The organism is Flavobacterium sp. PL02 (assembly GCF_035013205.1).
Lineage (GTDB): Bacteria > Bacteroidota > Bacteroidia > Flavobacteriales > Flavobacteriaceae > Flavobacterium.
The window spans coordinates 138,557-164,723 of sequence record NZ_JAYGJP010000005.1; the positions used below are offsets into that span (position 1 = coordinate 138,557).

Consider the following 26,167-nt stretch of genomic DNA (forward strand, 5'->3'; position numbering starts at 1 on the left):
ATGAGCACATTTAGCAGCAAGCAATACGCTTGGTCAGATGTTTCCATCTCAATTGGAGGCAGAATTATAGAAGGAATTACAGAAGTGGAATACACTGTAAAACAGGAAAAGGAAACTTTAAGAGGTCGCGGTAACAATCCTCATAAAGTAACACGTGGTAATAAATCTTACGAAGGAAAAATTACTATTTGGCAAAGTGAGCTTGAAGCTATGGTTTTAAGCGCTCCAAATTTTGATATCCTTGACTTGACTTTTGATGTTATCGTTTCTTACGTTCCATCTGATGGAGGAAAAACGATAATTGATGTTTTATCTGGTTGCGAATTTACCGAAACTAAGAAAAGCATGAAACAAGGTGACAAAAACATGGTAGTCGAATTGCCAATTGTCTTTTTAGGAGTAAAAGCACAACAATAATCTTAATCAAAATCAACCAACCAAAACAGTTTAGCTTGTCTTGGTTGGTTAAATAAAACAAACAATGAAACAGCAAATAAAACAAGAACAAATTAATGAGTGGAAAGAAAAATACGGTCAAATTTATGAGCTTCCTGTAGAGGATAAAGTAGCTTATTTACGCGAACCGAAAATGACAACTTTTAAGCATGCCTTTAGTGCTATGCAAAAAGATGGAGAAATGACCTTTGGAGAGGTCATGTTAAACGAATTATTTATTGGCGGCGACGAAGAAATCAAGACAAATGATGATTACTTCTTTGCAGCACGTAAAGAGCTTGCCAATTTTTTCAATTTTGATGACGCCGAAATAACTTCAGAAGGAAACAACTCGGTTATTGTAATCGGTGAAGAAAAATGCACTGTTAGAGTAATTACACGCCAGGATATTAAAACTGCCGAAAAGAAAAATCCAGCTTCAAAGCCATTTGTTACGCAGGAAAAATTATTCGAAATGATTTGCATCAAAAAAGATGATGTTTTTAATGATAGAGAAAATGCTTCGATTAGATTCCCTCTTTACCAAGCAATTGAGAAACTACAAAACAAAAAAGTGGCAACGCTAAAAAAGCTTTAAAAGGGGCCATCATCGATACCGATGATGCCTCTTCCTTTACAATTGCAGAGAATATCAACATACGATTATTTGATGCGTATCTAAAATTCTATATGCACATTCCAAAACCTCATAAATTGAGTGATGAAGATTGGGCAGAAGAAATTCAGAATTTACATTTTATCAGAACCAAAGAAAAAGAAACCTCACAAACAGCATCATGAACGCCTTCGACTATATTACAGCCATACAAAACGCAAACGGCCCGATTTTGAACGTGTCGCAATCCCTTGGAATTACGATAAATCAGATAAATGTCATGAACAATTCGTTTAATCGGATAGATAACTCTGTGCATAATTTTAGTGAAGGAGTCAAAGAAAGTGCCGCTTCAATGGGATTTTTTAAATCCAAGTTAATGGAGATTGGAGGTAAAATTAAAGGCATTTTTTCTGTAGAATCTATTATTGCGTTTGGAAAAGAAGTTTTTAATGCCCGAGTAGAATACGAAAAACTTCACGGGATAAAAGGAGGCGTAAGCGACGAATTTGAAAAACTAAAAACCAGTCAGAGTGAGTTTTCTACAGCATGGAATACATTCCTGGTTTCACTAGGAGGTGATGCTACCGACTCATTTAAGGGATTTATTTCATTTTTAAATAAAGGATTATCTTTTTTAACAGGATTGCTTCCTACTCTTTCGGCGGCATTTAGTGTTTTATGGACTTTTATAGGGCCTGTTGTAAACTTGGTGCAAAGTTTAGCTACTGGTATACTTGATTTCATTATCGGGATAACAGAATCTACACCTGATATGATTGCGTTCGGAGGAATTCTTCTAGCCTTAGGAGTTAATTTTTTACTTGCTAATATTCAAACATATGCTTTTAGTGTAGCTCTTGGAATATTAGAAGGAGTGATTTGGTTAGTCGAGACTGCTACAGCAGCATGGAACTTTGTTATGGCAATGAATCCTATTTCATTGATAATTATTATTATAGGTGCATTTATTGGTAGTCTTTGGCTTTTATGGGAAAGAGTTGATTGGATTCGTGGTGGTATAATGGGGCTTTGGGAGGTTATGAAAGGTCTTGGGACAATGATAAAAAATTATGTCATTAACCGTTTTCAGGAATTATTATCGGGGATTACAGGAATTGGTCAAGCTTTGCTTGCATTCTTTAGTGGCGATTTTAAAAAGGCTTGGGAAATAGGAAAAAAAGCAGTTGGTGATTTAATGGGAGACAATTCAGCAAAGCAATTTTATGATGAAGGTAAGGGACTTGGAGATAGCTTTAATAAAGGGTACGAAAATGGAGTAAAAATGGATACGCCGGAGATAACCACAAAGAGTAAAATTGCCAAAAACAATCCAACTAGTCAGGTTAAAATTCAACAGCAAACTCTTTTAGGCGAATCAAATTCACCTGGCGTAAATGCAAGGATGGTAAAAACTCCAAAACCTACTAAAACGAATAATATAAATCCATCTGATACAATCGTTTCAGGAGGTTCAAAAGCAACCAATATTATAATCAATATACAAAAACTACAAGACGATACTAAAATTTATGTAGACTCGTCTGAGAAAGGGATAAGTAATTTGGGCGATAAAGTACAAGAAATGCTTTTAAGAGCCGTGAATAGTGTAAACCAAATGCAAACAGCAGGATAATGGCAGAATTTAATTTAAAAGAAATAACAGCAAGAGCTTTTCTAGACTATGTTGGTCCAGCTTATCCAGGCTTTTTGTTTGATGTTAGCACTAAAGATGGTAAACTCAAAATAAAAAAGAATGGAAGGAAAATAGATTTAAATTCTATTAATATATCTAGTTTTTCGGGAGGAAAATATTTTTTAACACTTACACTTAAACATGGTAAGACTCCTTATAAATTGCCAAATGAACCCCTAATATCATTGGGGTTAAGTAAAACAATTGTTGAAACGGCTACAGTAGGAAAAGAACGTAGAGGAACCGTAAAAGAGTATATCAATACCGAAGATTATACCATTTCGATAAAAGGAATTTGTTTTGATGAAGAAAATCCAAATTCGTATCCTTCAGAGCAAGTGAGTATGTTAAGAACCATGGTTGAAATTAACGAAGCGCTTGATATAGAAAGCAACCCTTTTTTCACACTTTTTGGTATTAGTAAAATTGTAATCAAAGACATTCAGTTTGATGATATGATGGGGCAAGGAGGAATGCAAAAATATACGATTTCGGCAATTAGCGACCAAGATTTCTATGCTGATTTAGAAGAAAAGAATAAGGCGAAAAATGAACTAATAAATACACCAGAAAATGTTTCTATTGGAAAGTAATGTTGTGTTTACCCGAATGAATAAAGGTGTAGAAGAATCTAGTTATACTTTTAAATCGGTTCATGAAATCGAAATAACCAAATCGGTTGATGAATTAGGGGATACAGCCGTAATAAAATTGCCAACACGTTTTAAAATAAAACAAAACGGTAAAGAAACCAGTGGACAAATGTTTGTTGAAAAAGCATTACAAGTTGGAGATAAAGTAAAAATTACTTTGGGCTACGAAGGAAAAAGTTCAAAGGTGGAATTTGTGGGATATATAAAAAAAATTAGTCCAAAAACGCCTCTAGAAATTCACTGTGAAGATGCTATGTGGTTGCTTCGAAGAAAAAACATAAGCAAAAGTTGGAAAGAAAAAATTGACCTTAAAACCGTTTTGCAGGAAATTGTAAAAGACACAGGTATAAAAGTTAGCGATTCTATTGCAGATTTTAAGTTGGATAAATGGATGATAAGTGAAAATGGAGCACAGGCTCTAGAGAGACTGAAAAAAGATTTTGGTTTCACAGCTTTTATAACCGATGACGGTATGCTGTATTGTGGTTTACAACAATTAACGAATATTAATCAATCGGCTTCTTATGATTTAAATTATAATCTGGTCGAAAACAATTTAGAATATAAAACGAAAGAAGGACAAGATTTCAATGTGAAGTTTACTTATATAGATCCTAAAACAAATATACCTATAGTAGGCCAGGCGGGAGATGAAGGTGGAGAACAAAGAACCTACAGAACTTCGACAGTTTCGAATCAAGAAGAACTTGATAAACTTGCAAAAGCGGAATTGGAGAAATTACAATTTTTTGGCTACACAGGTGATATAACCAGTTTTTTAATTCCTTATGCAACGCGTGGTATGAAGGCAATAATACTAGATAAAGAGTATGTTGATAGTTATGGACATTTTTTTCGGGAGGGAAGTTATTTTATAAATAAAGTAGTAACCACTTTCGGGATGAACGGAGCAAGAAGAAAAGTAAGTATTAGAAATAAAATATAATGGATAAAGATCTGCAAGACGCTTTTAGGAGAATAAAAAAACGAGATGTCGATACCTTTATTGCAAGTATTGTTTCGGTAGATAAAGTAAATGGAACATGTGTAATTTCAGACGGTAAGCTTCAATATATTGATGTGCAACTTGCTTCGATTGTAAACGATAGTAATCAAAAATTTTACCTTTTCCCAAAAGAAAAGAGTTGGGTTATTGTAAGCCCTATTAACGAAGATTTAAATCGTTTGTATGTTGAAGTTTATTCGGAGATAGAAAGCTTAAGTCTTGTAATAGATAAAGTTCAATTTCAGGTGGATAAAGATGGTTTTTTGTTTAAAAAAGAAAATGAAAATTTAAAGAAATTGATGGCAGATTTGATAAAGGCAATCAAAGATTTAAAATTCACAACCAATAACGGGCCAACGATACAATTAATAAATTTAGCTGATTTTACGGCTCTCGAGGATAGATTCAATCAATTTTTAAAAGATAAATAATGTTAAGTATAGATAGACTAAAAGCAGATATTCTTGAAGCATTTGAAGCCGAGCAAAATGAAAAAGTAAGTCATAATGCTAGTTTAGAAAGGATTTCATTAAAGTTGGCCACTGCAATTGTTGAGGAAATTAAAAATGCCAAAATCCAATATCAGGCAGGGCTTGTAGCCCCAAATGGAAGCGTTACTGGAACAATAATTCATACAATTAGTTAATAAATGAATGAACTCACAATTGCTTTAACCGGATTATTAACAGCTGGAGGAACCGGTTATTTTACTTTTTTATTAGCCAAGAGCAAGTATAAACAAGAAGTAGAAAAGCTAAAAGTTGAGGTTTTGCATGCCAAACAATATGCCGATACAACCGCTATTGAAAATGATATTAAACTCTCTGGGCATTATAAAGAAATTCTGCACGACTTAAAAGACCGATATGAAACTCGGTATAAAGAGTTTGAAGATATGATGAACAGAAAAGTTTTGCTCCTGGAAGAAGAACTTAAGCTTAAGGATAGAAAAATTAAGCTGCAACAACAGGAAATTACCGAATTAAAGAAAGAAAACAGAACATTACGAACCCATGCAAGAAACAGTATTACATAACCAATCGTTAATAGATTTTACCCTGCATCATTGTGGTACAATCGAAAGTCTTGTTGCAATGGCTGTTGCAAACGATTCGAGTATAACCGAAGAATTACAACCTAAAAGAGTTTTAGAAGTTCCTGCTAATATTATGAAGGACTCAGACATTGTAGGTTTTTATACAAATAAAAATCACGTTCCAGCCTTTAATTATTCAGGACCTAGTTCTGCAAATGACGAAGGTATTGGCGAAATGATAATAGAAGAAACATTTATAGTAAGATAAAAAAATGGCAAGAAGTATATCAGAAATACAAGCAAGAATGATTGAGTCGGTTAGTGCCAATCAAATTCTTTCAGGACAACTTACATCAACAAGTAAAACATCTATAACCAGATTATTCACTTTTATTGTAGCTACAGCTATATGGATGTTGGAAGTTTTCTTTGATCAACATAAAAAAGAAGTCGATGAAAAACTCGCAAATCAAAAATCAGGAACGCTGCCTTGGTATCGTACTATGGCATTACGCTTTCAATATGGATTTGATTTAGTGAAAGATGAAGATTATTTTGATAATAAAGATAAAGATGGAAATGAAATTGAAATTACAAAAATTGAAGCTTCAAAGATTGTAAAATATGCAGCGGTAAATGAAACCACTGAAAGCAGTCGTGTGATTATAAAAATTGCTGGTGAAGACAGTAGTGGTGTTTTAGCTCCTATAAGCGATGAACAGAGTGAAGGTTTTGAAGCTTATATAAACAAGATAAAAGTGGCAGGAGTTAAAGTTACCGTACTTAATTATAAAGCAGACCTTTTGTCTTTGGTAATCCGTATTAAGCGAAATGCAATGATACTCAATGAAAAAGGAATGAAAGAGGGTAAGTTCCCTGTAAATATTGCAATTGAAGAATTTATGAAAGAGCTTCCATTTGATGGTGATTTACGTTTGTCAGCTTTGGTAGATAAATTGCAATCTGTAGAAGGGGTTCTAGACGCAACAATTGTAGGAGCAAGAAGTGCGGGCATCGACCCAGTGACTGGAAAATATGGTGAAGAAAGAGATTTTTTTATTTCGAAAATACCTTTTAGCGGTTATTTTAAAATTACTGATTTTGAAAATATAACATACGATGTGGTATAAAGTGAATTTTAATGTGTTGGCAATACAGTTATTGCCCACTTTTTTGCGAAAACCAGCTTTTATGGCTTTTGTTCAGATATTGATGAAACCTATAATTTCGATTTATGATGATTGGATTATAGCTCGAAATGAGAACATATTTAGGCTTTATCATACTGGACAAGTTTGCCATTTACGTAAATCATTGAATTATAAATTTGATGAAGAAAAAGATCGGATTGAAATAGAGAAAGGTGATCTGTATGATACAACCTATATATATACTGAAGATGAAGGAATTAGAAAATATGTACATCTTGAGACTGCCCCAGAGACAATTTGGTTAAGAACTGAAGTAGAAACTGCAGATACGGGATTAGATTTTATAGTTCTAGTCCCAGAAGAAATCTTCAAAACACGATTAGAGAGCATAGAAGCTCATGTAAAATTTTATAAAGCAGGCGGCATACGCTGTAAAGTAATTAGTAAGTAATGAATAAAACAAATTTTAACCAGGCGGGTGGGTTTCCACTAAAAACAGAAAGACTTCAAGAGTTACAAACGGCTTACGAAATCTTCAATCATTTGGGCAATATAGCAGGAAACTTATCGATACTTTCTGGCTGCGCAGTTACGGGATCTAGTGTAACGGATGGAGTTGTTGTAATAGATAATGAAGTTATAGTCTTTAAAGGAGGGTATGTAGCAGCAAATGTTATTATTATAGAAGAAGCTATCGATAAAGAATTTGAAGATGGTTCTATAAAAAAGATTCACACTGTTCGCTATGCTACTTTTGGTACAGCAGCCACATCATGGCCGTGGGCAAGTTTTAAAAAGCCAATTGAGACCAAAGCAATTCCTGCCGATTTAGTTTCTAGACTTGAAATTCTAGAAAAGAAAAATGCCGTTTTTCAATCAGGAGGAGGTATGGTATTGTGGAATAAACCTGCAAACCAAATTCCAGTAGGTTGGGCAGAAGTAATTAATTGGCGCGGACGTATGCCAATTGGTTTTGATGCTTCTCAATCTGAATTTAATACCATGGGTAAAATAGGTGGTGATAAAATCAAGCAGCTAACCATTGCTGAATTACCAGAAGTGAAACCTGAAACAATTAGATTGAATAAAGGAGGGAAATTTGGAGGGAATGCAGCTTTAACTCAAGGTGATTATTCGAATGGGCTTTATGGCGCTGGAGAATTTATTAAACCTTTTGGAGGGAACCAACCTTTCTCAATTATGAACCCATACAGGGTAGTATTATTTATTGAGTATATAGGATAATGACAGATATAAATACTATTTTGAGCTGGTTTAAAACAGGTTTAAAACCTACTCAAGCTCAGTTTTGGGCATCATGGCAGTCGTTTTGGCATAAAGACGAACAAATACCACAAAGTAGTATTGCAAACCTGTCGACAACACTAAATGCTAAGGTTGAGAAATCGCAGTTTGATGGACATATAGTAGATCCAAATGCACATGCTGATTTGTTACAATCAAAAGTAGATAAGGTAGTCGGCGAACGCTTAATTAAGACAGTCGAAATTGCTAAATTGGCAGAATTAGAAAATGCGACAACAACCATTAAATCAATTTCGTCAACGGCATTAATAACTCAAAATGTAGCTGGATTTGTTACGTACATAAATGCCTTAAATCCTGTTTTGAATGTTGGAGTTAATGAAACAGTAAAGTTTAAAACCGATACAGGTCGCATTTTTGAATTGCTTTTGAATGATAGAAATTTTGGAGTAGGAGAGTCTCCGATAGTTGCATCCGATGTTTTGGAAATAACAGAATTTCTGAATAAGGATATACAATTAAGTAATTACCCATCGACTAGAAATGATGGACAATTACCAACAAATAAAGTATTAAGTACAGATGTAAATGGAAATTTAAAGATGTACACTATCGCAACTGCGCCAGCACCATTTTTGGAAGAGTTAATTCCAGATAGTCATTTGCCAAATGCAACAGGTAATTTTATATTAAAAGGATCATTTTTTACACCAACTATGACGGTTGTTGTTCAGGGACAAACTCTAAACTATATTACTTTTATTAGTGATAATGAGTTACATGTTAACTTGACAACAGGTTTTGCTGAAGGTATGTTTGATGTTACATTAGATAACGGAATCTCAAAAACGTTCCCTAAAGTTTTATTGATTGTACTAGGAACAATTTATGTTCCAACTCCATCAGATTGGGTAAATATAATTCAGCCTATTGACTTTATGGATGGTTCATTATTAGTTAAAACTATTGGAGCTGCAGGAAAAGCTGAATACATAAAAGAGTTAGATACATCCAAAAAAATTAGATTTAATTTCACACCAACTCTTAGTCCATTTGACCCAACTCCATTAAGGGGCAGCGGAACTCCTAATACATTTGAAATATATGATACTCAAGGAAATCTATTGTTTTGGTGTTATAATTATAACAATGAGAATTTGATACTTAGGACCCAAGGAAAAGATACTTTAGGTTATTTTGGGATTAGAGGAGAAATTTTTAATGAAATTAGGATAGATTATATTGATGGAATTTGGTATTTCTATAAAAATAATATTCTGATTTATACGTCAATTTATCATAACAATATGACTACAAATGCTAAGGTAGTATTAAGAGTCGCAAGATTTGATTTAATAAAAATAAAGTATATAGAATTAGCAAATTAATACAAATATGAATGCACAAATAGTATTAGGCTATTATTTAGAGAAGTATCAAACATTAGCCAACACTTTGACTGATATTCCGTTTGAAAATCTCTCTTTTTTGCAGGAAAGAGAAGCAGTTTATAATGAAAAAGGTCAAAAGGTGTTAAAATCCTATTATGATAAAAATGGTAAAGAAGCAATTCGGATTGTTTACAAAAGAATTGTTGAAAATTATCTTTATCAAGGAAGAGAATTTACGGATGTGTTTATTGGTATCCAAAAAACGGTGCATTATTTAGATTGGGCAGGAGAAATCGTTTACTCAAAAAAGAAACAGTTCTATGAATTTGATTTAAAACCTGTTTTTGCAGCTAATGATAATAAAACTATAATTGGTTTTTCAAGTAAAAAACAACGCCAGATTTTAAAATCAGAACGTTATAATACAGATGATTATTTACAAGAAAATATTCCAGAATTATATGCAATGTTATACTCGATTTACAATTCAGAATATAATTATTATTTAAAAACAGGAGCCAAAAATAGTCTGATAGAAGCAATGAATTCAGAAATTAATCCTGAGATAAATGCAGCTTTGAACAAAATTAGTCCTCATGAAAAAAGTGGTACAATCAAAGAATTTGTTTTAAAGAATTTGCAATAAAAGAAATTGTTTTAACGGATAAAAGCTGTTTGAACATTTTATTCCATCACAACACCTCAAAAAATATTTATTAAAAAGAATAAAAAAATATGGCAACAGATATAAATACCATTTTAAGCTGGTTTAAAACAGGTTTAAAACCTACACAAGCCCAATTTTGGGCATCATGGCAATCGTTTTGGCATAAAGACGAGCAAATACCACAAAGTAGTATTGCAAACCTGTCGACAACGCTAAATGCAAAAGCTGAGAAATCACAACTTGATGCTCACATGGTCGATTCTCAGTCACACGCAAGTTTATTTAATGCAAAATTAGATAAGACCTTATTTGAAGAACATAAAACTGAATTTGAGGAACATAAAACAGATCCAAATGCACATGCTGAACTTTTTGGTAGAATGGGTTTTGTTCCTGCGGGTAAACTCTTTGTATTTAAGTATCCTAGAAATTCTAATCCAGTAAATGCTTCTGTACTAGAAGTTAACGATATGGTTATTGGGTATGTTGGAACTAGTTGGATAACTGGAAATTATTTGGGTGGAGATATTAGCCAAATAGAAAGCTTTGATGTGTACACAATAATTTAATTTAAAAGATGAAAAAAATATTTTTGTTTTTACTGTTGGCAGTATCATTTACTGTTGTAGCTCAAAAAACATATACGATAGAAAAACCTTTGCAGTTAAATACTGTTAATGAAGGGGTTAAATCAGATAGTATATTGGTAAGAGGTGCTGATAAAATTGTTAAGTATGTTCCGATATCTACAATTAAAAGTACTACAAATCTTGATTACTTAGCTACCCCATCAGGAGGTACTGTATTCTCAAGTTCTGGGAATGATGCTATTGTTCCTTTAGTAACAGCAACAAATGCTGGTTTACAATCTCCAGAAGACAAGATAAAGCATGATGTACTAGTTGTTTCAGATGCTACTAATGTAAAAAATGCAGAAAACTTTACCTCGGGTAGGATCCCGTATACCACAGGAGTAAAAAGTTTGGCAGATAGCAACAAGCTACTTTGGGACAACACAAATACTAAAATGACTCTTACTGGTTCACGTCCAGACATTACTTTTATTGAATCATTAAATAGTTACAGTTTATCGTTGATGCCGATTAGAAATCAATTTTCTGCTTTTTTCAGCCAGCCATTTTATGCATCGGATCAAGGTTATAATGTTTTTAGACCTTCAGGAACAAACATTTCTTCACGCTTTTATATAATGCCTAACGGGAATCCTACAGGCACTACAAGTAAATTCGAAATGTTTAATTGTGATTATTTTGATAATTATATGACTTACCAAGGTTTTAACATATTGATGAATAACACATCTAATGAAATTAATATCGGCCCTAATAGAGGTGTGTCAGGTGCAGCAAGACAAAAAATGATTATTGGCGGTGATTATACAGGAAGTCAATTATTAGGCAATCCAAATCAATTAATCTTCAATACTGATAATACAGTAAATCTAAATCCTTTTGGGGGTGCTTTTTCTTTTGGGTCACTTATAACAGATCCTTTCAGTATTTCATTAGCGCATCAGGTTACATTTAAAAATCCTGTTGTAGGCGAACCAATGAGGGTAAACATCATTGGTAATGGCTGGGCTGCAGGTTTATATTTTGGTCGTGATGCGATTAGAACAGCAAGTATTGCCACGCAAGCGACTTTATCGGATTTGGAGATTTCTACAAACCCGACTAATGCGGGTAATGGTTTAACGGCTAATATGAGATTTTTTTCAAATTCGGGAAATGTAAAAGTGCAAAATGGGGGTACTTACACTGATAACGGTAGCAGATTTCAAGTAAATGGCAATATAACAGCAGATGCTGCTACTACAGCCAATCAAGTTGTTGTTAAAAGTCAGTTAGATGCTTTAGGTGCTAATGTTATTCATAATACTGGTGATGAAACTAAAGCAGGAAGTTTAACAATAACCAGTTCAGGACTTCCAGCTGTAAGCGGCTACCATAGTGGAAACGGTATAGGCGTACTTGGCAATAGTTTGACTGGTGACGGGCTTCGAGCAATAAGCAGTAGTGGAATTGGGTTACGAGTGCAAAATGCAAATGGTAATACGTCTAGTCTTGCGGAATTTGGAACACTAGGTATTGCATCTAAAATAGATTATTTAGGCAATATAACAGGAAATTCTTTTATCAAAACGGGAGGTTTACCAACTCAATCATTAATGGCAGACGGTAGCGTAAGTACAATTTTATCAGGGAGAGCCGTTTTAAACTTTCCAAGTGTAGCAGCTGGTGCAACTTCTGATTTAGCAATTGCGGTAACAGGCGCAAGTATTGGCGATGTAGTTTCAATAGGTGTAGATTATGCCTCGGTATTAGCAGGAATACAGTACACTGCATGGGTTTCAGCAATAGATACTGTAACTATTAGATGTGGTAATTTAGATTTAGTTACTGCTAGAGATCCGGCATCTGGCACATTTAAAGTGAAGGTTTTTAAATAATTTTAAACAAAAATAAAAAGAATAAATTTTTAAATCTCATTCTTGGTACAACCGATGTGCAACCTATTTGGCTGGGGCTGGACTTTTATTTGCTTTAATTGATTTAAAACAGGTTTAAAACCTACACAAGCCCAATTTTGGGCATCATGGCAATCGTTTTGGTATAAAGACGAGCAAATACTCCAAAGTAATATTACAAACTTGTCGACAACGCTAAACACTAAAGCTGAGAAATCACAGCTTTATGTACATGTAGTTGATTCTCAGTCATACGTAAGTTTATTTAATGCAAAATTAGATAAATCCTTATTTGAAGAACATAAAACCGACCTAAACGCACATACTGAATTATTTGGAAAAATGGGATTCATTCCAACAGGTAAACTCTTTGTATTTAAGCACCCTGATAATTTTAATCCAGTAAAAGCTTCTGAACTAGAAGTTAATTATATGGTTATTGGCTATGTTGGTGTGAGTTGGATAACTGGGAATTATTTGCGAAGAGACATTAGCCAAATAGAAAGCTTTGATGTGTACACAATAATTTAATTTAAAAATCTATTTTTTTTCTTGTTAGTAATATCATTTATTATTAACACTAAAAAAACATGTTATTTAGAGAAAAACCTTTGGAGAGATGGGGAGAACATATAATGATAACTGTGTAATAGCTTAACTCCAAGTAAATGAAAGAGGTTATAAAAAACAATAATCGGATAAAATGCAAGTACCTATAAATAGTTATAAAATAAATAAAACTTTAGAGTTAAATAAGATAAACAAAGGTGAATCTACAGATAATGTTTTAGTTCATGGAGTAGATAATGAAGTGAAATCTGTTCCTAGAAGTGAGTTCGGAGGAGGTCCTCAAGCATTAGATGAAACATTAGGTAATGGAAATGTATCTAATAAAACGATAGAGCTTCAACAATTAGGAGAGAGTGGTTTTGTCGTTAGAAGCACATCACTATCTCCTCAAGAAGTTACGGTTCTAACCCCATCAACAGGTGAAACAGCTAGTTTAAGACAGAAGGGCGTTACCGTAGTAAATGCAAATACAGGTAAATCTGTATTAGTAGAAAGTGATAGCTTCTCTTTTTCAAATTTTGGTCAAGACATTAAAAATAAAATTGTTAGTGAACAATTTTCAGAAGATTTTACACATACATTACAAGCAAAAAATGGTATTATAGCTCATATTGGTGATATTCCCACTAGTAATACTTTAATTCATACTACAGGTAATGAAGTAAAAACAGGTACTCTTAGGTTGATAACTCCGGATGTTATGCCTGGTATTGCAAACTTAAATGCTCAAACCCCCTTACTAGTAAGGGGAGGAAATGGAGGAGACAATACTAATACTACAGGAACTGTTGTAGCTGGAAATGCAGCAAACATTTACATACAATCAGGAGGTGGAGGTGCTGCGGTAGGAGTTGTTGGTACAGGTATTTCTGGTACAGGTGGAAATATTACAGTTGTAGCAGGAGATGGAGGAGTGACATCTGGGTCGGGTACATTGTTTCCAGGCTCTGGAGGAAATATAATTGTTAAAGCCGGAAATACTCAAGGTGGGATAGCGGGGACTACTGAATTTAGTGCTGGAAATAATGATAAATTAGGGGCTTTAGGAGGCAATATACACTTAATTGCAGGTTGGGGTAATGATAGCACTGCAGATAATAGTCTTTACAATGGTACTATATTTCTAGGTGTAAGTACAACAAATGTCGTTAGAGGAAATGTCGTTATTGGAAACTCTATTGATAATAGAATTGACAGATTACAAGTAGAAGGAACTGTATCTGTAAAAGGAACGGTTTCAGGAAGTGCAGCGAAATTAGATAATCAATTTGTTACAAAAGTGCAATTAGATGAAGCTGTAGTACCTTACAAAACTTATGTAGCGCAAATAACCCAAATAACAGAAGCACCACCAATAGTTATAAATGTTCTTGAGGATTCCCTAGGGCAAGCGGTAACTTTTGAATATGGGTCAATAGGTAATTTTTATGTAAAAATGGAGGGTGGATTCCCCGAATCTAAAACCTATTGTATGATTATGCTTTCAGGTGCTGGATTTGGAGGTACAGTATATGCTCAAAGAATAGCCACTAAAGATATTCAAATAATTACCAGAGGTTCTAATTTCATGCCAACTGACGGATTGCTAAGAGGTGCGACTATCGAAATAAGAGTATATTCTTAATTTATTGATTAAATAAACATTAGAGTTGAATGAAGTTTCAGGTATAATTGGTTTTCTGCGATACTTTGTTTTTTCAAACACATATACAGACATCCATTTTAGAAAGTATTCAGAGTAAATATTGATTACAAATAATAAAAAGAGTCAAGACTGAACTCCTTAACTCTAAATAAATTGAACAAATGAAAGAGATACAAAAGGAAGAAATACAATCATCGGTAGATACTTATAAAGTTAACAAAGCTTTAAAGTTAAATGTAGTAAACAAAGGTGAATCGATAGATAATGTTTTAGTTCATGGGGTCGATAATGAAGTAAAATCTGTTCCAAGAAGTGAGTTTGGAGGAGGTTCACAGACATTACAGCAGCTATTTGACAATACACCAACAGCTGCACAAGGAAGTTATACAAGTCCTGATGCTACAAACGAAAGTGTATTATCAGTTGCGGCAAATGATAGAGAGTCTCATGCATTATTTGACTCTAAATACGGTACATACAGTGGTACTATCGGAATATTAGATGGAAAAACAACTTTGACGCAAGGTTCTGTTGGTGATGGAGTCTCTTTAGCAACAACAACGGTTGGTTTTGAAAATCCTTTGGTTAATACAACTTTAAATTTACCTGCACCATCTGTAGATGGGATTTACACATTAGCGACTACAACTGACATAGCTGCAAAGCTAGATCGAAATGATGCGACTGTAGGTTATCCCAGGGTATATGCTGCTAGAGGTAATGGTACACAAACGATGTATAATTTACAAACCTCTCCGATAATTACTTCTCCTAATAATGTAAATGCGGTTCCTAATGTTCAAGTAGTTAAGGATTATATCGATATTCCTGCATCTGCGACTGTTATAGGTGTAGTGAATAATGTTCCATTACAAGAACTAGGAGGTACTGATAAATTAATAAATAATATAAGGATAGGTAAGGGATCAGGTACGGGAGAAGAAAATACTGTTTTAGGTGAAAATGCCCTTACTGTAAATACATCATCTTATAATACTGCTGTAGGATTCGAAACTCTAGCAGCTAATACCACAGCAGAAAGCAATACAGCAATAGGTAATTGGGCATTAAAAACAAATACAACAGGTGGTTTTAATACTGCAATTGGATCTAGCGCTTTAGAATTGAATATAACAGGAACGCAAAATATAGCAATAGGTTCTAGTGCTTTAAGTAAAAATCAATTTGGATCATATAATATTGCTATTGGAGTTGGTGCCTTATCATCGAATATAGGAAATGCAGGCTCTAACATAGATGGTGTTAGGTGTGTAGCTATTGGTGGATGGGCTATGTATCAAAATACAACAGGAAATGGGATTGCTATTGGGGAGTTTGCACTATCTAGCCAAACTACAGGAATGTATAATGTAGTTATGGGGTGGCAAGCTGGTAGTGGAATTACAACAGGACAAGGTAATACTATTATAGCAGGAACTGGATTTGTAGGTAAAGGAGGGGGAATTACAACAGGAAATAATAATTTAATAATAGCCCCAAATAATGGAAATACTACAGGTATTACCACAGGTAGTGGAAATGTAGTCGTAGGTAAAATTTCAGGTTTATCTGCCACATCATCTAATACAGTAGTTATAGCTGATGGTATAGGAGGATTAGTTTTAAGAAAAAATACTAACGGTGAAATACTTGCTCCTAATTTAACAAATGCTCTTATTACTTCTGGGGGAGATCAATCTCTTATTACAAAGAAATATTTAGAAAGTAAAGTTCAAGTGGTTGATAATACAACTATTTCAGTATTGTCTTTAGCTACTTTAAATTCAACTTATTCAACTTTTAGTATTGGTAGTAAAGTGCAATGTATGTCTATTACAGCAGGTGCGTTAATTTATGAAAAAACTTTAACAGGATGGGCACAACATTCAGTAACAACTGTACAATAGCTTAACTTCAAACAATTTAAAAATGAAAGAGATTACAAAAAAACAATCAGAAGAAGTACAATCTGCATCAGGTACATATAAAGTAAACAAATCTTTAAAGTTAAATACAATAAACGAAGGTGAACCAACAGATAATGTTTTGGTTCATGGGGTAGATAATGAAGTGAAATCTGTGCCTAGGAGTGAGTTTGGAGGAGGTTCGCAAAATTTACAGCAAGTTTTTGATACTACTGTAAATGTTGCGGAGGGTTTATATACAAGTCCTAACACTCAGAATAATGTGGGTATGTATATTAGTGCAAAAGATGATTCTTCAATAGTTAAATTTGAATCAAAATTTGGTGATCGTAAAGCTATATTTGGAGCATTAAATGGTAGGATATTATTATCTCAAATGTTAGACACAGATTTTGAGGGAGAAGATGGAACAACTCTTTTATTTGAAGACCCTATTGCAAAACAAAGCGAAATTTTAATTCCTGCTAAAAGTAGTGGGAGTTATACTTTAGCAACAAAGGATGATATCACTCTTCAGAAAGCTATAGAAACGGATAATTCTACAAATTTACCTATTAATTTTGTAGGGGAGCATGGTTTTTCTACTTTATCAGTACATGGCTTAACTACAGCTAAAGACGGAAGTGGTTTTGTATTACCAAGAATCACAGACGGAGAGGGTCAATTAGATTTATTGACTAGTAACGACGCGGATTCAAAATATTTGCCTAAGAGATTTTCCCAGTCTTCACATGAAGTATATGGTACAGACACACTTGGTGATACCACAATGTTTACAGTAGAAGATACATTAAGTTCTCTTACTACTTCTTTACCCTCTTCGTTTGCTGTTAAAACGTATGCGGATACTAAGTTGTCTATAAATTCAGATCCAGTAGGTTATCCTAGAGTATATGCCGCTAGAGGTAATGGTACACAAACAATGTATAATGTTCAAACTGCACCGATAATTACTAGTGCTGGAAATGTGAATGCGGTTCCTAATGTTCAAGTTGTAAAAGATTATGTAGATATTCCTACATCTGCAACAGTTTCAGGTATTGTTAATAATGTATCACTGCAAGAATTAGGTGGTGCCGATAAATTGATAAATGGGGTTAGAATAGGTCAAGGCTCTTATACTGGTACAGGAGATTCGATGAATACAGTATTAGGAAAAGGAGCTTTAGCCAAAAATACAACAGGAAAGACTAATATTACTATTGGGTATCTGGCAGGATCTGAATTAACTACTGGTCAAAGAAATATATTGATAGAGAATATCAGACTTGTTGGAGGTGGACTTACTACAGGAATAGGTAATATTATTATTAGCGGTAACACCGCAGCAAGTTCTGGAATCAAGACAGGTTCAGGAAATGTAGTAATTGGAGCAGTAAGCGGGTTGCCAACTGATGCGGAAAACACCCTTAACCTAGCTGACGGAGTAGGAAATGTAGCCATGCGCAAAAGTAGATTTGGCGAGATAACGTCACCTAATTTAACCAATGCTTTAATTGAATCAGGAGGGGATAGATCTCTGGTAACAAAAGAATATTTGGCATCCAAGACTGTGGAAAATACTTCTACGACAGCTTTGACAGCATCGGATTTAAACACCTCTTACCCAACAGCATCAAATAGCTTTAGAGTTATTGCGGCTCAAATTGCATCTGGTGGACAAATTTATGAAAAAACAACTACAGGCTGGATATCTTATGATACTAGTATAGTACCTTAAATTTAAAATAAAATTCATAAACAAATCTTTAAACCTCATACTTGGCACAACTGATGTACCGATATATCTAGCAGGATTATTCTTTTGCTTTAATTGGATTGATTTTTTATTATAAAGGTATAATAGCGAAACAAGATAAAGCTTCAAGTAATACACCATATTATTTTCATTATCGTTTTTTACATAGCATAATTTGGTAGAGCTTGTACTTTCAATCCTAGCTGTTTTTTTTACACTACGTTTCTTGGTATTATATTTTGTTGTACATACATAATTAAAATAAATATCAACCATCCATCAATAAAGAGTTAAGACAAAAGAGCTTAACTCTGAACAATTTTAATAAATGAAAGAGATTACAAAAATAGAATCATCAAGAGATACATATAAAATAAATAAAAATTTAAAGTTAAATACAGTAAATGAAGGAGAACCAACAGATAACGTTTTAGTTCATGGCTCGGATAATGAAGTAAAATCTATTCCTAGGAGTGAGTTTGGAGGAGGAATTGTTGATTTAGATTATTCTGCAACTCCAACTGGAGGTACTATATTTTCAAGTTCAGGAAATGATGCCATAGTTCCATTAGCAACTACAGTAAATGCAGGTTTATTATCTCCAGAAGAAAAAGTAAAGCTAGAAGGCTTTACGATAACGCCTGATGCTACGACATCCGAAAAGGGAAAACTTAAATTAGCAGGAGACTTAGGAGGTACAGCGGATTCACCTACAACTCCAAGTGCATTACATAAAACAGGAAACGAAACTAAAACAGGTAGCTTATATGTAGTGTCTAGTGCAGGAAATGCTGCTTTGTATGGAGATAATGACAGTTTTGGTAATGCTGGACATTTCTCAAATAGAGGTACAGGGCGAGGTGTTACTGTTATAAATGGCCCTGCAGTAAATACTAATCCTGTAATTCTTTCACAAGTAACAGGGGCAGCATCTGGTAGTTTATATGCAGGGGCTGATACTAATGGGACCACCATTTTTAAAGTCTCTAGTATAGCCGATGTTACGGGAAATTCATTTATAAAGACTGGAGGAAGTGCATCGCAATTTTTAAAAGCAGATGGAAGTGTAGATTCTAAAATCTATGCTCCTTTATCAAGTCCAAATTTTGCTGGTATTCCCACAGCTGCTACTGCTACAGTTGGAACAAATACTGAGCAACTTGCTACAACTGCTTTTGTTTTAGCAAATAGTCTAGTAACCCCTGATGCAACTACAACTGTAAAAGGAAAACTTAAACTAGCTGGAGATATAGGAGGTACAGCAGATTTGCCTACCACGCCTACCGCTATTCATAAAACAGGTAATGAGGCTTTTACTGGCGTAAAATCTGCAACTAATTCCAATAGCCCCGTTAATAACGGCATAAAGTTGACTAACAATGGTAGTAGTGCGTTTGGAGTGTTAGAGGTTACTAACACCGCGGGGGGCTCGGGTATAGAAGTAATTAACTCCCTAGGCCGAGGTATGGATGTTCAAAACTCAGGAAATTATGGCATTACTGTAATTAATACTGGTACGGGGGTTGGTTTATACTCTGTAACTAGCGGTACTGGGAACTCGATAGAATCAAGTGTGGGTGCTACCTCTTCAGGTAAAGTCTTTGTAGGCCTGAATGATACTACCCCTACCTACATTGTTGATAAATTCGGCAATGTAACAGCTAATTCATTTATACGAACAGGAGGTTCGCCAACTCAATTATTAATGGCGGACGGAAGTACTAACACCGTATTATCAGGATCGGCTGTTTTAAACTTCCCGAACATAGCAGCGGGAGGCACTTCTGATTTGACAATTACTGTAACAGGGGCGGCTGTTAGTGATAGCGTAGCTCTGGGCGTAGATAACGCCTCTGTTTTAGCAGGTATTCAATTCACTGCGTGGGTATCGGCAACTAATACAGTAACTATTAGATGTGGTAATTTAGACTTATCTACAGCTAAAGATCCTGCATCAGGCACATTTAAAGTAAAGGTTTTTAAATAATTTAAAATAAAAAAAATGAACAAATTTTTAAACCTCATTCTCGGTACAACCGATGTACCGACCTATTTAGCAGGATTATTTTTTGCTTTAATAGGATTGGCTTTTTATTACAAAGGTAAAATTGCCAAACGTGATAAAGCTTCGGGTAATACACCGTATTATTTTTCATTATCGTTTTTTACGCAGGATAATTTAGTTGAACTTGTATTCTCAATCCTGGCTATTTTTTTAACACTACGTTTTTCAGTAGAATATTTTGGCGTTGAGGTTACGATGTTTTATGCGCTCGGGATTGGTTGGACATTACCGAAAGTAATTGCCTTTATGTATAAAATCCAGGATAAAGCACGAGAATAAATTTTTACATTAATTTTTAATTCATATACCCAAGATTATTGAAAGCTTAATTGCTCTCGATAGTCTTGGGTGTTTTTTTGTTCTAATAATCCTAATTTTTATTTTAAAATGGAAATTTTGATTTAAGAAAATGGAAATTTTGATTTAGCGTTTATATGTGGGATTAACCGCAAAGGGCGCAAAGGGATACGCAATGTTTTTAAATCCAAGACTTATTTTTTGTTTATATATTAAAATCATTTTAATCCTTTAAATCTGTGGCTAACTCTTTGCGAAAATGATATGCGGATGATACGGATTCGCTAAGGCGAAAACACCATCCCGAAGAGTCGGGACGGATTTTTTTTCAATTGTTTTAAAAATCCGTTATTAATCCGCGTCTTTACTTTAGTAAATCTGTGTCATCCGCGTTCCTCTATAGACAATTTAAATTAGTAACTTAAAAACCATTTTCATGAAATTTGTAACCTTATAATAATTCATGTAAGTTTGTGTAATTGCTGGCAAAAAGCAATAATCAACCAAATCATATATAAATGAAGTTTTACCTCTTTATAATTTTACTAATTACTATTACTGTAAAAGCACAAAATAAGATAGATTGTTCTAAATGTTCGTTAGAGCTTATTGATGAAAGTAAGCTGAAAAACGAAGATATTTATTCTCTAAAATTATTAAAGAACGAAATTTACGCAAGAAAAGGATATGTGTTTTCGAGTCCAGAATATGCCAATATTTTCAAAAAGTATAGTTGGTATAAACCAGTGACCAATAATAGCAGTATTGTTTATTCGGATACCGAAATAAAAAATATCGCAATTCTGACACAACGAATTGGTGAGATTTCAGAATTTCTTATGAATGAGCAAAACAGTAAATACAAAACCCTTTCGAAAGAAAAAATAAATGAAATTTTCACAAAAGAAAAAAGAAAAGAATTAGGAATAAACTTTAATATTTGGAAAGTTTACAACTATAAAGATAAAACCGGTGAATATTATTTAGTCCTGACAGAAGATAAATTTAAAGAACCAGTTGATGGTAATAATTTTAATAATGCCGTTAAAGCATTCAATTTTAAAATTGAAAATAACCGTTGGATAAAAACTTTCGAGACCAACGATTTCAAACAGAAAGAAGAAGAGAGTATTTGGTTTTGGACAAAGTATGTCTATGTAGAAGATTTTGATAATGATGGAATTATCGAACCAATAGTAATTTATGGTACAAACGGATATAATGGATATGATGATGGGAGAATAAAAATCTTATTATATTATAAAGGTAAAAAGATTGGGATTCGAATCCAGAATGGGATTTTGGATGATGAAAGGAATTTTAGTTTAGATGCTGAATTTTATACGATTCCAAAGAAAATACAAGATAAAATCATAGGACAGATGAATTCTATGGTCGAAAACGGACATTCGATTTTGCCTTATGGATGGCAAAAAAAGATGGCAAAAAAAATGACTTTTATTCAGGAATAAAAAAAGCATATCTTAATCTATAAAATTGAAAAAGTAGATTTTTACTACAATGTATTTTTTTAACTATATAGTTAATAATAAAAGTCAATCAAAAGTGTTGCAAAACAAAATCGTTTTATATATTTGAAATCACGATAATTTTTGCATTATTTGTAAAATAAAAGCAAAAAGCCAGAAAGAAATTAATTATTAATAGCAAATACACCTATGTCGTTTTCAAGTCTATTTCGAAAAAAAACTGTACAAGATATTTTAAGTCAAGTCGAAAAAAATAATGCCGATGGTCATAATACATTGGGAAAACATTTGACGGCGCGTGATTTAACCGCTTTTGGAATTGCTGCAATTGTAGGAGCAGGTATTTTTAGCACAATAGGTAAAGCCAGTGCCGATGGAGGTCCTGCTGTTATTTTTCTGTTTCTTTTTACAGCCATTGCTTGTAGTTTTGCTGCTTTTGCGTATGCCGAATTTGCTTCGATGGTTCCAGTTTCAGGAAGTGCTTATACCTATTCATACGTTGCCTTTGGCGAGATTATAGCCTGGGTTATCGGTTGGGCATTGATAATGGAATATTCGGTCGGGAACATAACCGTCGCCATATCATGGAGTGATTATTTTACAGGATTACTCGCCAGCGGAGGAATACATTTGCCCCAATGGGTTCAAATGGATTATCTAACAGCTTCTAACGGATTTAAAGATGCCACAGCGTTAATGCACGGTGGGAAATCATTCGAGAATCTAGAACCAGCCTTACAATCAGCATATACAGCATGGACAACATCACCTTTAATAGGTTCATTCCATTTTGTTGCCGATCTTCCAGCCTTATTGATTATTATCTTGATTACCGCTTTAATTTATCGCGGAATGAAAGAATCTCGTAATGCGAGTAATATCATGGTTGTTGTAAAATTATGTGTTGTACTTTTAGTAATTGCAGTAGGAGTTTTTTACGTAGATACTGCCAATTGGGATCCGTTTGCACCAAATGGAGTAACAGGAGTTCTTAAAGGAGTTTCAGCAGTATTCTTTGCTTATATTGGTTTTGATGCCATCTCAACAACTGCCGAAGAATGTAAAGACCCACAACGTGATTTACCACGAGGAATGATGTGGGCAATTATAATATGTACCATTTTGTATATCGCAATTGCATTGGTACTTACCGGAATGGTAAGTTATAACCAACTTAATGTAGGAGATCCACTTGCTTTTGTATTCGATAAATTAGATTTAAAATGGATGTCAGGAATTATTGCTGTAAGTGCAGTAGTGGCTATGGCAAGTGTTTTATTGGTTTTTCAGATGGGACAACCTCGTATCTGGATGAGCATGAGCCGTGACGGATTATTGCCAAAACGATTCTCTAAAGTGCATCCTAAATTTAAAACACCGTCTTACGCAACCATTGTAACAGGTTTTGTTGTAGCGGTTCCAGCTTTATTCCTAAACCTTACTATGGTAACCGATTTATGTAGTATCGGAACATTATTTGCCTTTGTATTAGTTTGCGCAGGAGTTTTGGTATTGCAGAATAAACCAAATATTCCAAGAGGAAAATTCAAAACGCCTTATGTAAATTCAAAATTCATAATGCCAGTTTTATTAATAATCGGATTGGTTTTTTCTTTTGGATACAACAAAAAAGCAACAATGAGTTTTATTACCAATGAAACTCAAATTAATGAATCGGCAGATATTATCACATCATTAGATAAAAGCCATACAAAACAAGTATATGATTATTTAGTGACCGTTGATGCTAAAAATGCTACAACTGGAAAACCAGATTTAGAGCAAATATTAAATCAATATCAAAAAGATGAAACTAAGTATGCAAGTGTAATTGCAGGATTACCAGTTGCAGATTCTATAAAATACGAAAGTGGTTTAAGTTTATTCAAACATAAAATTCCAATGTGGATTTTCTTAATTGTTTTGGTTGGATTAACCGTTTGGGCTTTTAAACAAAATTTATCTTTAATTCCGTTATTAGGATTAATTTGCTGCTTATACATGATGGCCGAATTAAGCGTTTGGAACTGGATTTATTTTACAGTTTGGTTGCTAATAGGACTTTGCATATACTTTGGCTTTAGCCGAAAAAATAGTAAACTGAATTTTGTTGAGAAACAGTAAGTTCTACTTTTAGTAAAAAGTTAAAAGTTAAATGTAAAAGCCGTTCTGATACTTTCAGAATGGCTTTTACATTTTGTTCTATTCAAATAAAGTCAATACAATCTAAGAAGTCTAAAATAAAAATCCGTTCTGAGTATAATTCAGAACGGATTTTTATTTTCAGTACCAGTTTTCAGTACCAGTAAAAAGTAACAACAACCCAATAATCCAAGATGTCTAAGTAAGTCTAATAATCTAAGAAGTCTAAGTAAGTCTAATAAAACTAATAAATAAAAAAATCCGCTAAGAGAATTTCTCCAGCGGATCCAAACAAAATTTAAAAATTAAGCAAATTTATTTATAAAGAAATGTTTTGTGTTTCTAAAACCTCAAGCTCTATCATACAGGCTTTCATCATTTGGTAAGTTCTCTCGATGTCGTTATCCAATCCAATCGAGAAACGAATTAAGCCATCTGTTAAACCCATCGTAGCTTGTTCATATAGCGGAATTTCACTAGAAGTTGAGGTTCCTGGAGCGCTAAATAAAGTTTTGTAAAAACCTAAACTTACCGCCAAATATCCCAGATTACGTTGCTGCATCAACTCCATTAATTCATTGGCTTTAGCCAGAGAACCAACATCTATTGTAAGCATACCACCGTAACCATATTCAGGATTAATCATCGTTTTGTATAATTCGTGGCTAGGGTGACTTCTTAAACCAGGGTAAACCGTTTTAAGGCCGTCTTGTTCAAATTTATCGGCTAGAACATGTGCGTTATGACTGTGTTGTTTGATTCGAATGTGCAAAGTTCTTAGGTTTTTCATCACACTAGCCGAACGTAAACTATCCATCGTAGGGCCTAAAAGCATGCTTGCACCACTATTTACATTTTTCAAACTGTTAATGAATTCTTTAGAGGCACAAGTTACCCCACCAACAGTATCACTGCTACCATTTATATATTTTGTCAAACTATGAATCACAATATCAGCACCTAGTTTGGCAGGCGAAACCGACAAAGGCGAAAACGTATTATCGACAACTAATTTCAGGTTGTATTTTTTTGCAAGGCGAGACAAACCTCTAATATCCGCAACTTCTAATAAAGGATTACTTACCGTTTCGCAGTAAATAACCTTAGTTGCAGGAGTAATTGCAGCTTCTACAACGTCTAACTTTGTTATATCCACAAAAGTCGTTTTTACTCCAAATCTCGGAATTAAATTTTTTAAGAAAGCATACGTTCCACCGTATATAGTACGACTCGAAACAATATGATCTCCCGCGCTGCACAATTGCATTAATGTAGGTGTAATTGCACCCATTCCCGAAGCCGAAACATTTGCAGTTTCAGTCCCCTCCATAGCAGCAAGAGCTTGGTCTAAGTATAAATTACTAGGCGATGAATGGCGGGAATATAAATAACATCCTTCTATATTTCCTTCAAAAGTATCCGACATTGTTTTGGCCGAAAGAAAAGTATAGGTAGAAGAATCCGAAATAGACGGGTTTACACCTCCGAATTCTCCGAAATATTGTAAATCCTGAATACAGTTTGCTGGGCTGAAATTTTCCATAGGTTTTTGTTTTAAGTTTTAAATAATAGATTTAGGGAATTGAAACAATAAAAACTTGTGAGCAGTTTTTCTTTGCGATTAATAATTAGTATGTTTTGTGTAGGTTTAAACATATATAAAGATACATTTAATCTAGTTAAAATTATATAAATAATTAAAAATCAATAAATTAAAAAAAAAAACAAGAGCTTTAGTTTTTACCTGTATTTAAGAAGCTATTCCCGCTATCCGCTATATCTTTTTCTTGAAACCCTTCCTCCGTCAGGATATCAAGAAAAAGGATGTCGCTACTATCGGGGCTATGAAACCCGAGTACACCATAAATCTTATTCAAAATAAAAGTATAT

At 33.9% G+C, this 26,167-nt stretch carries 25 protein-coding genes; 24 read left to right on the forward strand and 1 reads right to left on the reverse strand.

All coding sequences use genetic code 11. The features are described from left to right. From SHI72_RS15690 to SHI72_RS15805, 24 genes are all read left to right on the forward strand, one after another. A complete protein-coding gene (locus tag SHI72_RS15690; protein ID WP_323490615.1) occupies window positions 1-417 on the forward strand; it encodes a hypothetical protein in 417 nt (138 codons plus the stop codon). Between the two features lie 64 nt (window positions 418-481). After that, window positions 482-1,033: a hypothetical protein gene (locus SHI72_RS15695; RefSeq protein WP_323490616.1), complete on the forward strand. Its 552-nt coding sequence runs from the start codon at window positions 482-484 to the stop codon at window positions 1,031-1,033. Between the two features lie 199 nt (window positions 1,034-1,232). Further along, the gene (locus SHI72_RS15700; RefSeq protein WP_323490617.1) at window positions 1,233-2,687 is read left to right on the forward strand and encodes a hypothetical protein; all 1,455 of its coding nucleotides are present in this window, start codon (window positions 1,233-1,235) and stop codon (window positions 2,685-2,687) included. Then, window positions 2,687-3,340 carry a DUF6046 domain-containing protein gene (locus SHI72_RS15705; protein ID WP_323490618.1) on the forward strand — a complete coding sequence of 218 codons (654 nt, stop codon included), beginning with the start codon at window positions 2,687-2,689 and terminating at the stop codon, window positions 3,338-3,340. Before SHI72_RS15700 ends, SHI72_RS15705 begins: the two co-directional genes overlap by 1 nt. Then, complete coding sequence (locus SHI72_RS15710; protein ID WP_323490619.1) at window positions 3,321-4,346, forward strand: late control protein; 1,026 nt, start codon at window positions 3,321-3,323, stop codon at window positions 4,344-4,346. Before SHI72_RS15705 ends, SHI72_RS15710 begins: the two co-directional genes overlap by 20 nt. Further along, window positions 4,346-4,837, forward strand: a complete 492-nt coding sequence (locus SHI72_RS15715) for a hypothetical protein (protein ID WP_323490620.1) — start codon at window positions 4,346-4,348, stop codon at window positions 4,835-4,837. The genes SHI72_RS15710 and SHI72_RS15715 overlap by 1 nt, the downstream gene beginning before the upstream one ends. Further along, window positions 4,837-5,052, forward strand: a complete 216-nt coding sequence (locus SHI72_RS15720; protein ID WP_323490621.1) for a hypothetical protein — start codon at window positions 4,837-4,839, stop codon at window positions 5,050-5,052. The genes SHI72_RS15715 and SHI72_RS15720 overlap by 1 nt, the downstream gene beginning before the upstream one ends. A 3-nt stretch (window positions 5,053-5,055) precedes the next feature. Further along, window positions 5,056-5,442, forward strand: coding sequence for a hypothetical protein (locus SHI72_RS15725; protein WP_323490622.1), 387 nt, complete (start codon window positions 5,056-5,058; stop codon window positions 5,440-5,442). Then, complete coding sequence (locus SHI72_RS15730; protein WP_323490623.1) at window positions 5,420-5,710, forward strand: hypothetical protein; 291 nt, start codon at window positions 5,420-5,422, stop codon at window positions 5,708-5,710. The genes SHI72_RS15725 and SHI72_RS15730 overlap by 23 nt, the downstream gene beginning before the upstream one ends. 4 nt (window positions 5,711-5,714) lie before the next feature. Further along, the gene (locus SHI72_RS15735) at window positions 5,715-6,572 is read left to right on the forward strand and encodes a nucleotidyltransferase (RefSeq protein ID WP_323490624.1); all 858 of its coding nucleotides are present in this window, start codon (window positions 5,715-5,717) and stop codon (window positions 6,570-6,572) included. 61 nt (window positions 6,573-6,633) lie between these two features. Further along, window positions 6,634-7,044, forward strand: coding sequence for a hypothetical protein (locus SHI72_RS15740; protein WP_323490625.1), 411 nt, complete (start codon window positions 6,634-6,636; stop codon window positions 7,042-7,044). Further along, on the forward strand, window positions 7,044-7,838 hold the full coding sequence (locus SHI72_RS15745; RefSeq protein ID WP_323490626.1) for a hypothetical protein: 795 nt from the start codon (window positions 7,044-7,046) through the stop codon (window positions 7,836-7,838). The genes SHI72_RS15740 and SHI72_RS15745 overlap by 1 nt, the downstream gene beginning before the upstream one ends. Then, on the forward strand, window positions 7,838-9,247 hold the full coding sequence (locus SHI72_RS15750; RefSeq protein WP_323490627.1) for a hypothetical protein: 1,410 nt from the start codon (window positions 7,838-7,840) through the stop codon (window positions 9,245-9,247). Before SHI72_RS15745 ends, SHI72_RS15750 begins: the two co-directional genes overlap by 1 nt. A gap of 7 nt (window positions 9,248-9,254) precedes the next feature. After that, a complete protein-coding gene (locus SHI72_RS15755) occupies window positions 9,255-9,896 on the forward strand; it encodes a hypothetical protein (RefSeq protein ID WP_323490628.1) in 642 nt (213 codons plus the stop codon). Between the two features lie 89 nt (window positions 9,897-9,985). Next, the gene (locus tag SHI72_RS15760; protein ID WP_323490629.1) at window positions 9,986-10,486 is read left to right on the forward strand and encodes a hypothetical protein; all 501 of its coding nucleotides are present in this window, start codon (window positions 9,986-9,988) and stop codon (window positions 10,484-10,486) included. Between the two features lie 8 nt (window positions 10,487-10,494). Then, a complete protein-coding gene (locus SHI72_RS15765; RefSeq protein WP_323490630.1) occupies window positions 10,495-12,387 on the forward strand; it encodes a hypothetical protein in 1,893 nt (630 codons plus the stop codon). Between the two features lie 201 nt (window positions 12,388-12,588). After that, the gene (locus SHI72_RS15770) at window positions 12,589-12,936 is read left to right on the forward strand and encodes a hypothetical protein (RefSeq protein WP_323490631.1); all 348 of its coding nucleotides are present in this window, start codon (window positions 12,589-12,591) and stop codon (window positions 12,934-12,936) included. A 172-nt stretch (window positions 12,937-13,108) separates the two neighbouring features. Then, a complete protein-coding gene (locus tag SHI72_RS15775) occupies window positions 13,109-14,599 on the forward strand; it encodes a hypothetical protein (protein ID WP_323490632.1) in 1,491 nt (496 codons plus the stop codon). A gap of 182 nt (window positions 14,600-14,781) precedes the next feature. After that, window positions 14,782-16,527, forward strand: a complete 1,746-nt coding sequence (locus tag SHI72_RS15780) for a hypothetical protein (protein WP_323490633.1) — start codon at window positions 14,782-14,784, stop codon at window positions 16,525-16,527. A gap of 22 nt (window positions 16,528-16,549) precedes the next feature. After that, window positions 16,550-18,265, forward strand: a complete 1,716-nt coding sequence (locus SHI72_RS15785) for a hypothetical protein (protein WP_323490634.1) — start codon at window positions 16,550-16,552, stop codon at window positions 18,263-18,265. Window positions 18,266-18,611: 346 nt separating this feature from the next. Beyond that, window positions 18,612-20,270, forward strand: a complete 1,659-nt coding sequence (locus SHI72_RS15790; RefSeq protein ID WP_323490635.1) for a hypothetical protein — start codon at window positions 18,612-18,614, stop codon at window positions 20,268-20,270. A 15-nt stretch (window positions 20,271-20,285) separates the two neighbouring features. After that, a complete protein-coding gene (locus SHI72_RS15795) occupies window positions 20,286-20,627 on the forward strand; it encodes a hypothetical protein (protein WP_323490636.1) in 342 nt (113 codons plus the stop codon). Window positions 20,628-21,163: 536 nt separating this feature from the next. Next, the gene (locus SHI72_RS15800; RefSeq protein ID WP_323490637.1) at window positions 21,164-22,117 is read left to right on the forward strand and encodes a YARHG domain-containing protein; all 954 of its coding nucleotides are present in this window, start codon (window positions 21,164-21,166) and stop codon (window positions 22,115-22,117) included. A gap of 207 nt (window positions 22,118-22,324) precedes the next feature. After that, complete coding sequence (locus SHI72_RS15805; RefSeq protein WP_039118921.1) at window positions 22,325-24,259, forward strand: amino acid permease; 1,935 nt, start codon at window positions 22,325-22,327, stop codon at window positions 24,257-24,259. Window positions 24,260-24,596: 337 nt separating this feature from the next. Here the strand turns inward: SHI72_RS15805 and SHI72_RS15810 are convergent, their stop codons facing one another. Continuing rightward, window positions 24,597-25,820, reverse strand: coding sequence for an aminotransferase class I/II-fold pyridoxal phosphate-dependent enzyme (locus SHI72_RS15810; RefSeq protein WP_323490638.1), 1,224 nt, complete (start codon window positions 25,818-25,820; stop codon window positions 24,597-24,599). Between the last annotated feature and the right edge of the window lie 347 nt (window positions 25,821-26,167).

What these genes read in the sequence shown, in the direction of transcription:
- SHI72_RS15690 (WP_323490615.1), top strand. Translation starts at nt 1, where the DNA reads ATGAGCACATTTAGCAGCAAGCAATACGCTTGGTCAGATGTTTCCATC.
- SHI72_RS15695 (WP_323490616.1), top strand. Translation starts at nt 482, where the DNA reads ATGAAACAGCAAATAAAACAAGAACAAATTAATGAGTGGAAAGAAAAA.
- SHI72_RS15700 (WP_323490617.1), top strand. Translation starts at nt 1,233, where the DNA reads ATGAACGCCTTCGACTATATTACAGCCATACAAAACGCAAACGGCCCG.
- SHI72_RS15705 (WP_323490618.1), top strand. Translation starts at nt 2,687, where the DNA reads ATGGCAGAATTTAATTTAAAAGAAATAACAGCAAGAGCTTTTCTAGAC.
- SHI72_RS15710 (WP_323490619.1), top strand. Translation starts at nt 3,321, where the DNA reads ATGTTTCTATTGGAAAGTAATGTTGTGTTTACCCGAATGAATAAAGGT.
- SHI72_RS15715 (WP_323490620.1), top strand. Translation starts at nt 4,346, where the DNA reads ATGGATAAAGATCTGCAAGACGCTTTTAGGAGAATAAAAAAACGAGAT.
- SHI72_RS15720 (WP_323490621.1), top strand. Translation starts at nt 4,837, where the DNA reads ATGTTAAGTATAGATAGACTAAAAGCAGATATTCTTGAAGCATTTGAA.
- SHI72_RS15725 (WP_323490622.1), top strand. Translation starts at nt 5,056, where the DNA reads ATGAATGAACTCACAATTGCTTTAACCGGATTATTAACAGCTGGAGGA.
- SHI72_RS15730 (WP_323490623.1), top strand. Translation starts at nt 5,420, where the DNA reads ATGCAAGAAACAGTATTACATAACCAATCGTTAATAGATTTTACCCTG.
- SHI72_RS15735 (WP_323490624.1), top strand. Translation starts at nt 5,715, where the DNA reads ATGGCAAGAAGTATATCAGAAATACAAGCAAGAATGATTGAGTCGGTT.
- SHI72_RS15740 (WP_323490625.1), top strand. Translation starts at nt 6,634, where the DNA reads ATGGCTTTTGTTCAGATATTGATGAAACCTATAATTTCGATTTATGAT.
- SHI72_RS15745 (WP_323490626.1), top strand. Translation starts at nt 7,044, where the DNA reads ATGAATAAAACAAATTTTAACCAGGCGGGTGGGTTTCCACTAAAAACA.
- SHI72_RS15750 (WP_323490627.1), top strand. Translation starts at nt 7,838, where the DNA reads ATGACAGATATAAATACTATTTTGAGCTGGTTTAAAACAGGTTTAAAA.
- SHI72_RS15755 (WP_323490628.1), top strand. Translation starts at nt 9,255, where the DNA reads ATGAATGCACAAATAGTATTAGGCTATTATTTAGAGAAGTATCAAACA.
- SHI72_RS15760 (WP_323490629.1), top strand. Translation starts at nt 9,986, where the DNA reads ATGGCAACAGATATAAATACCATTTTAAGCTGGTTTAAAACAGGTTTA.
- SHI72_RS15765 (WP_323490630.1), top strand. Translation starts at nt 10,495, where the DNA reads ATGAAAAAAATATTTTTGTTTTTACTGTTGGCAGTATCATTTACTGTT.
- SHI72_RS15775 (WP_323490632.1), top strand. Translation starts at nt 13,109, where the DNA reads ATGCAAGTACCTATAAATAGTTATAAAATAAATAAAACTTTAGAGTTA.
- SHI72_RS15780 (WP_323490633.1), top strand. Translation starts at nt 14,782, where the DNA reads ATGAAAGAGATACAAAAGGAAGAAATACAATCATCGGTAGATACTTAT.
- SHI72_RS15785 (WP_323490634.1), top strand. Translation starts at nt 16,550, where the DNA reads ATGAAAGAGATTACAAAAAAACAATCAGAAGAAGTACAATCTGCATCA.
- SHI72_RS15790 (WP_323490635.1), top strand. Translation starts at nt 18,612, where the DNA reads ATGAAAGAGATTACAAAAATAGAATCATCAAGAGATACATATAAAATA.
- SHI72_RS15795 (WP_323490636.1), top strand. Translation starts at nt 20,286, where the DNA reads ATGAACAAATTTTTAAACCTCATTCTCGGTACAACCGATGTACCGACC.
- SHI72_RS15800 (WP_323490637.1), top strand. Translation starts at nt 21,164, where the DNA reads ATGAAGTTTTACCTCTTTATAATTTTACTAATTACTATTACTGTAAAA.
- SHI72_RS15805 (WP_039118921.1), top strand. Translation starts at nt 22,325, where the DNA reads ATGTCGTTTTCAAGTCTATTTCGAAAAAAAACTGTACAAGATATTTTA.
- SHI72_RS15810 (WP_323490638.1), bottom strand. Translation starts at nt 25,820, where the DNA reads ATGGAAAATTTCAGCCCAGCAAACTGTATTCAGGATTTACAATATTTC.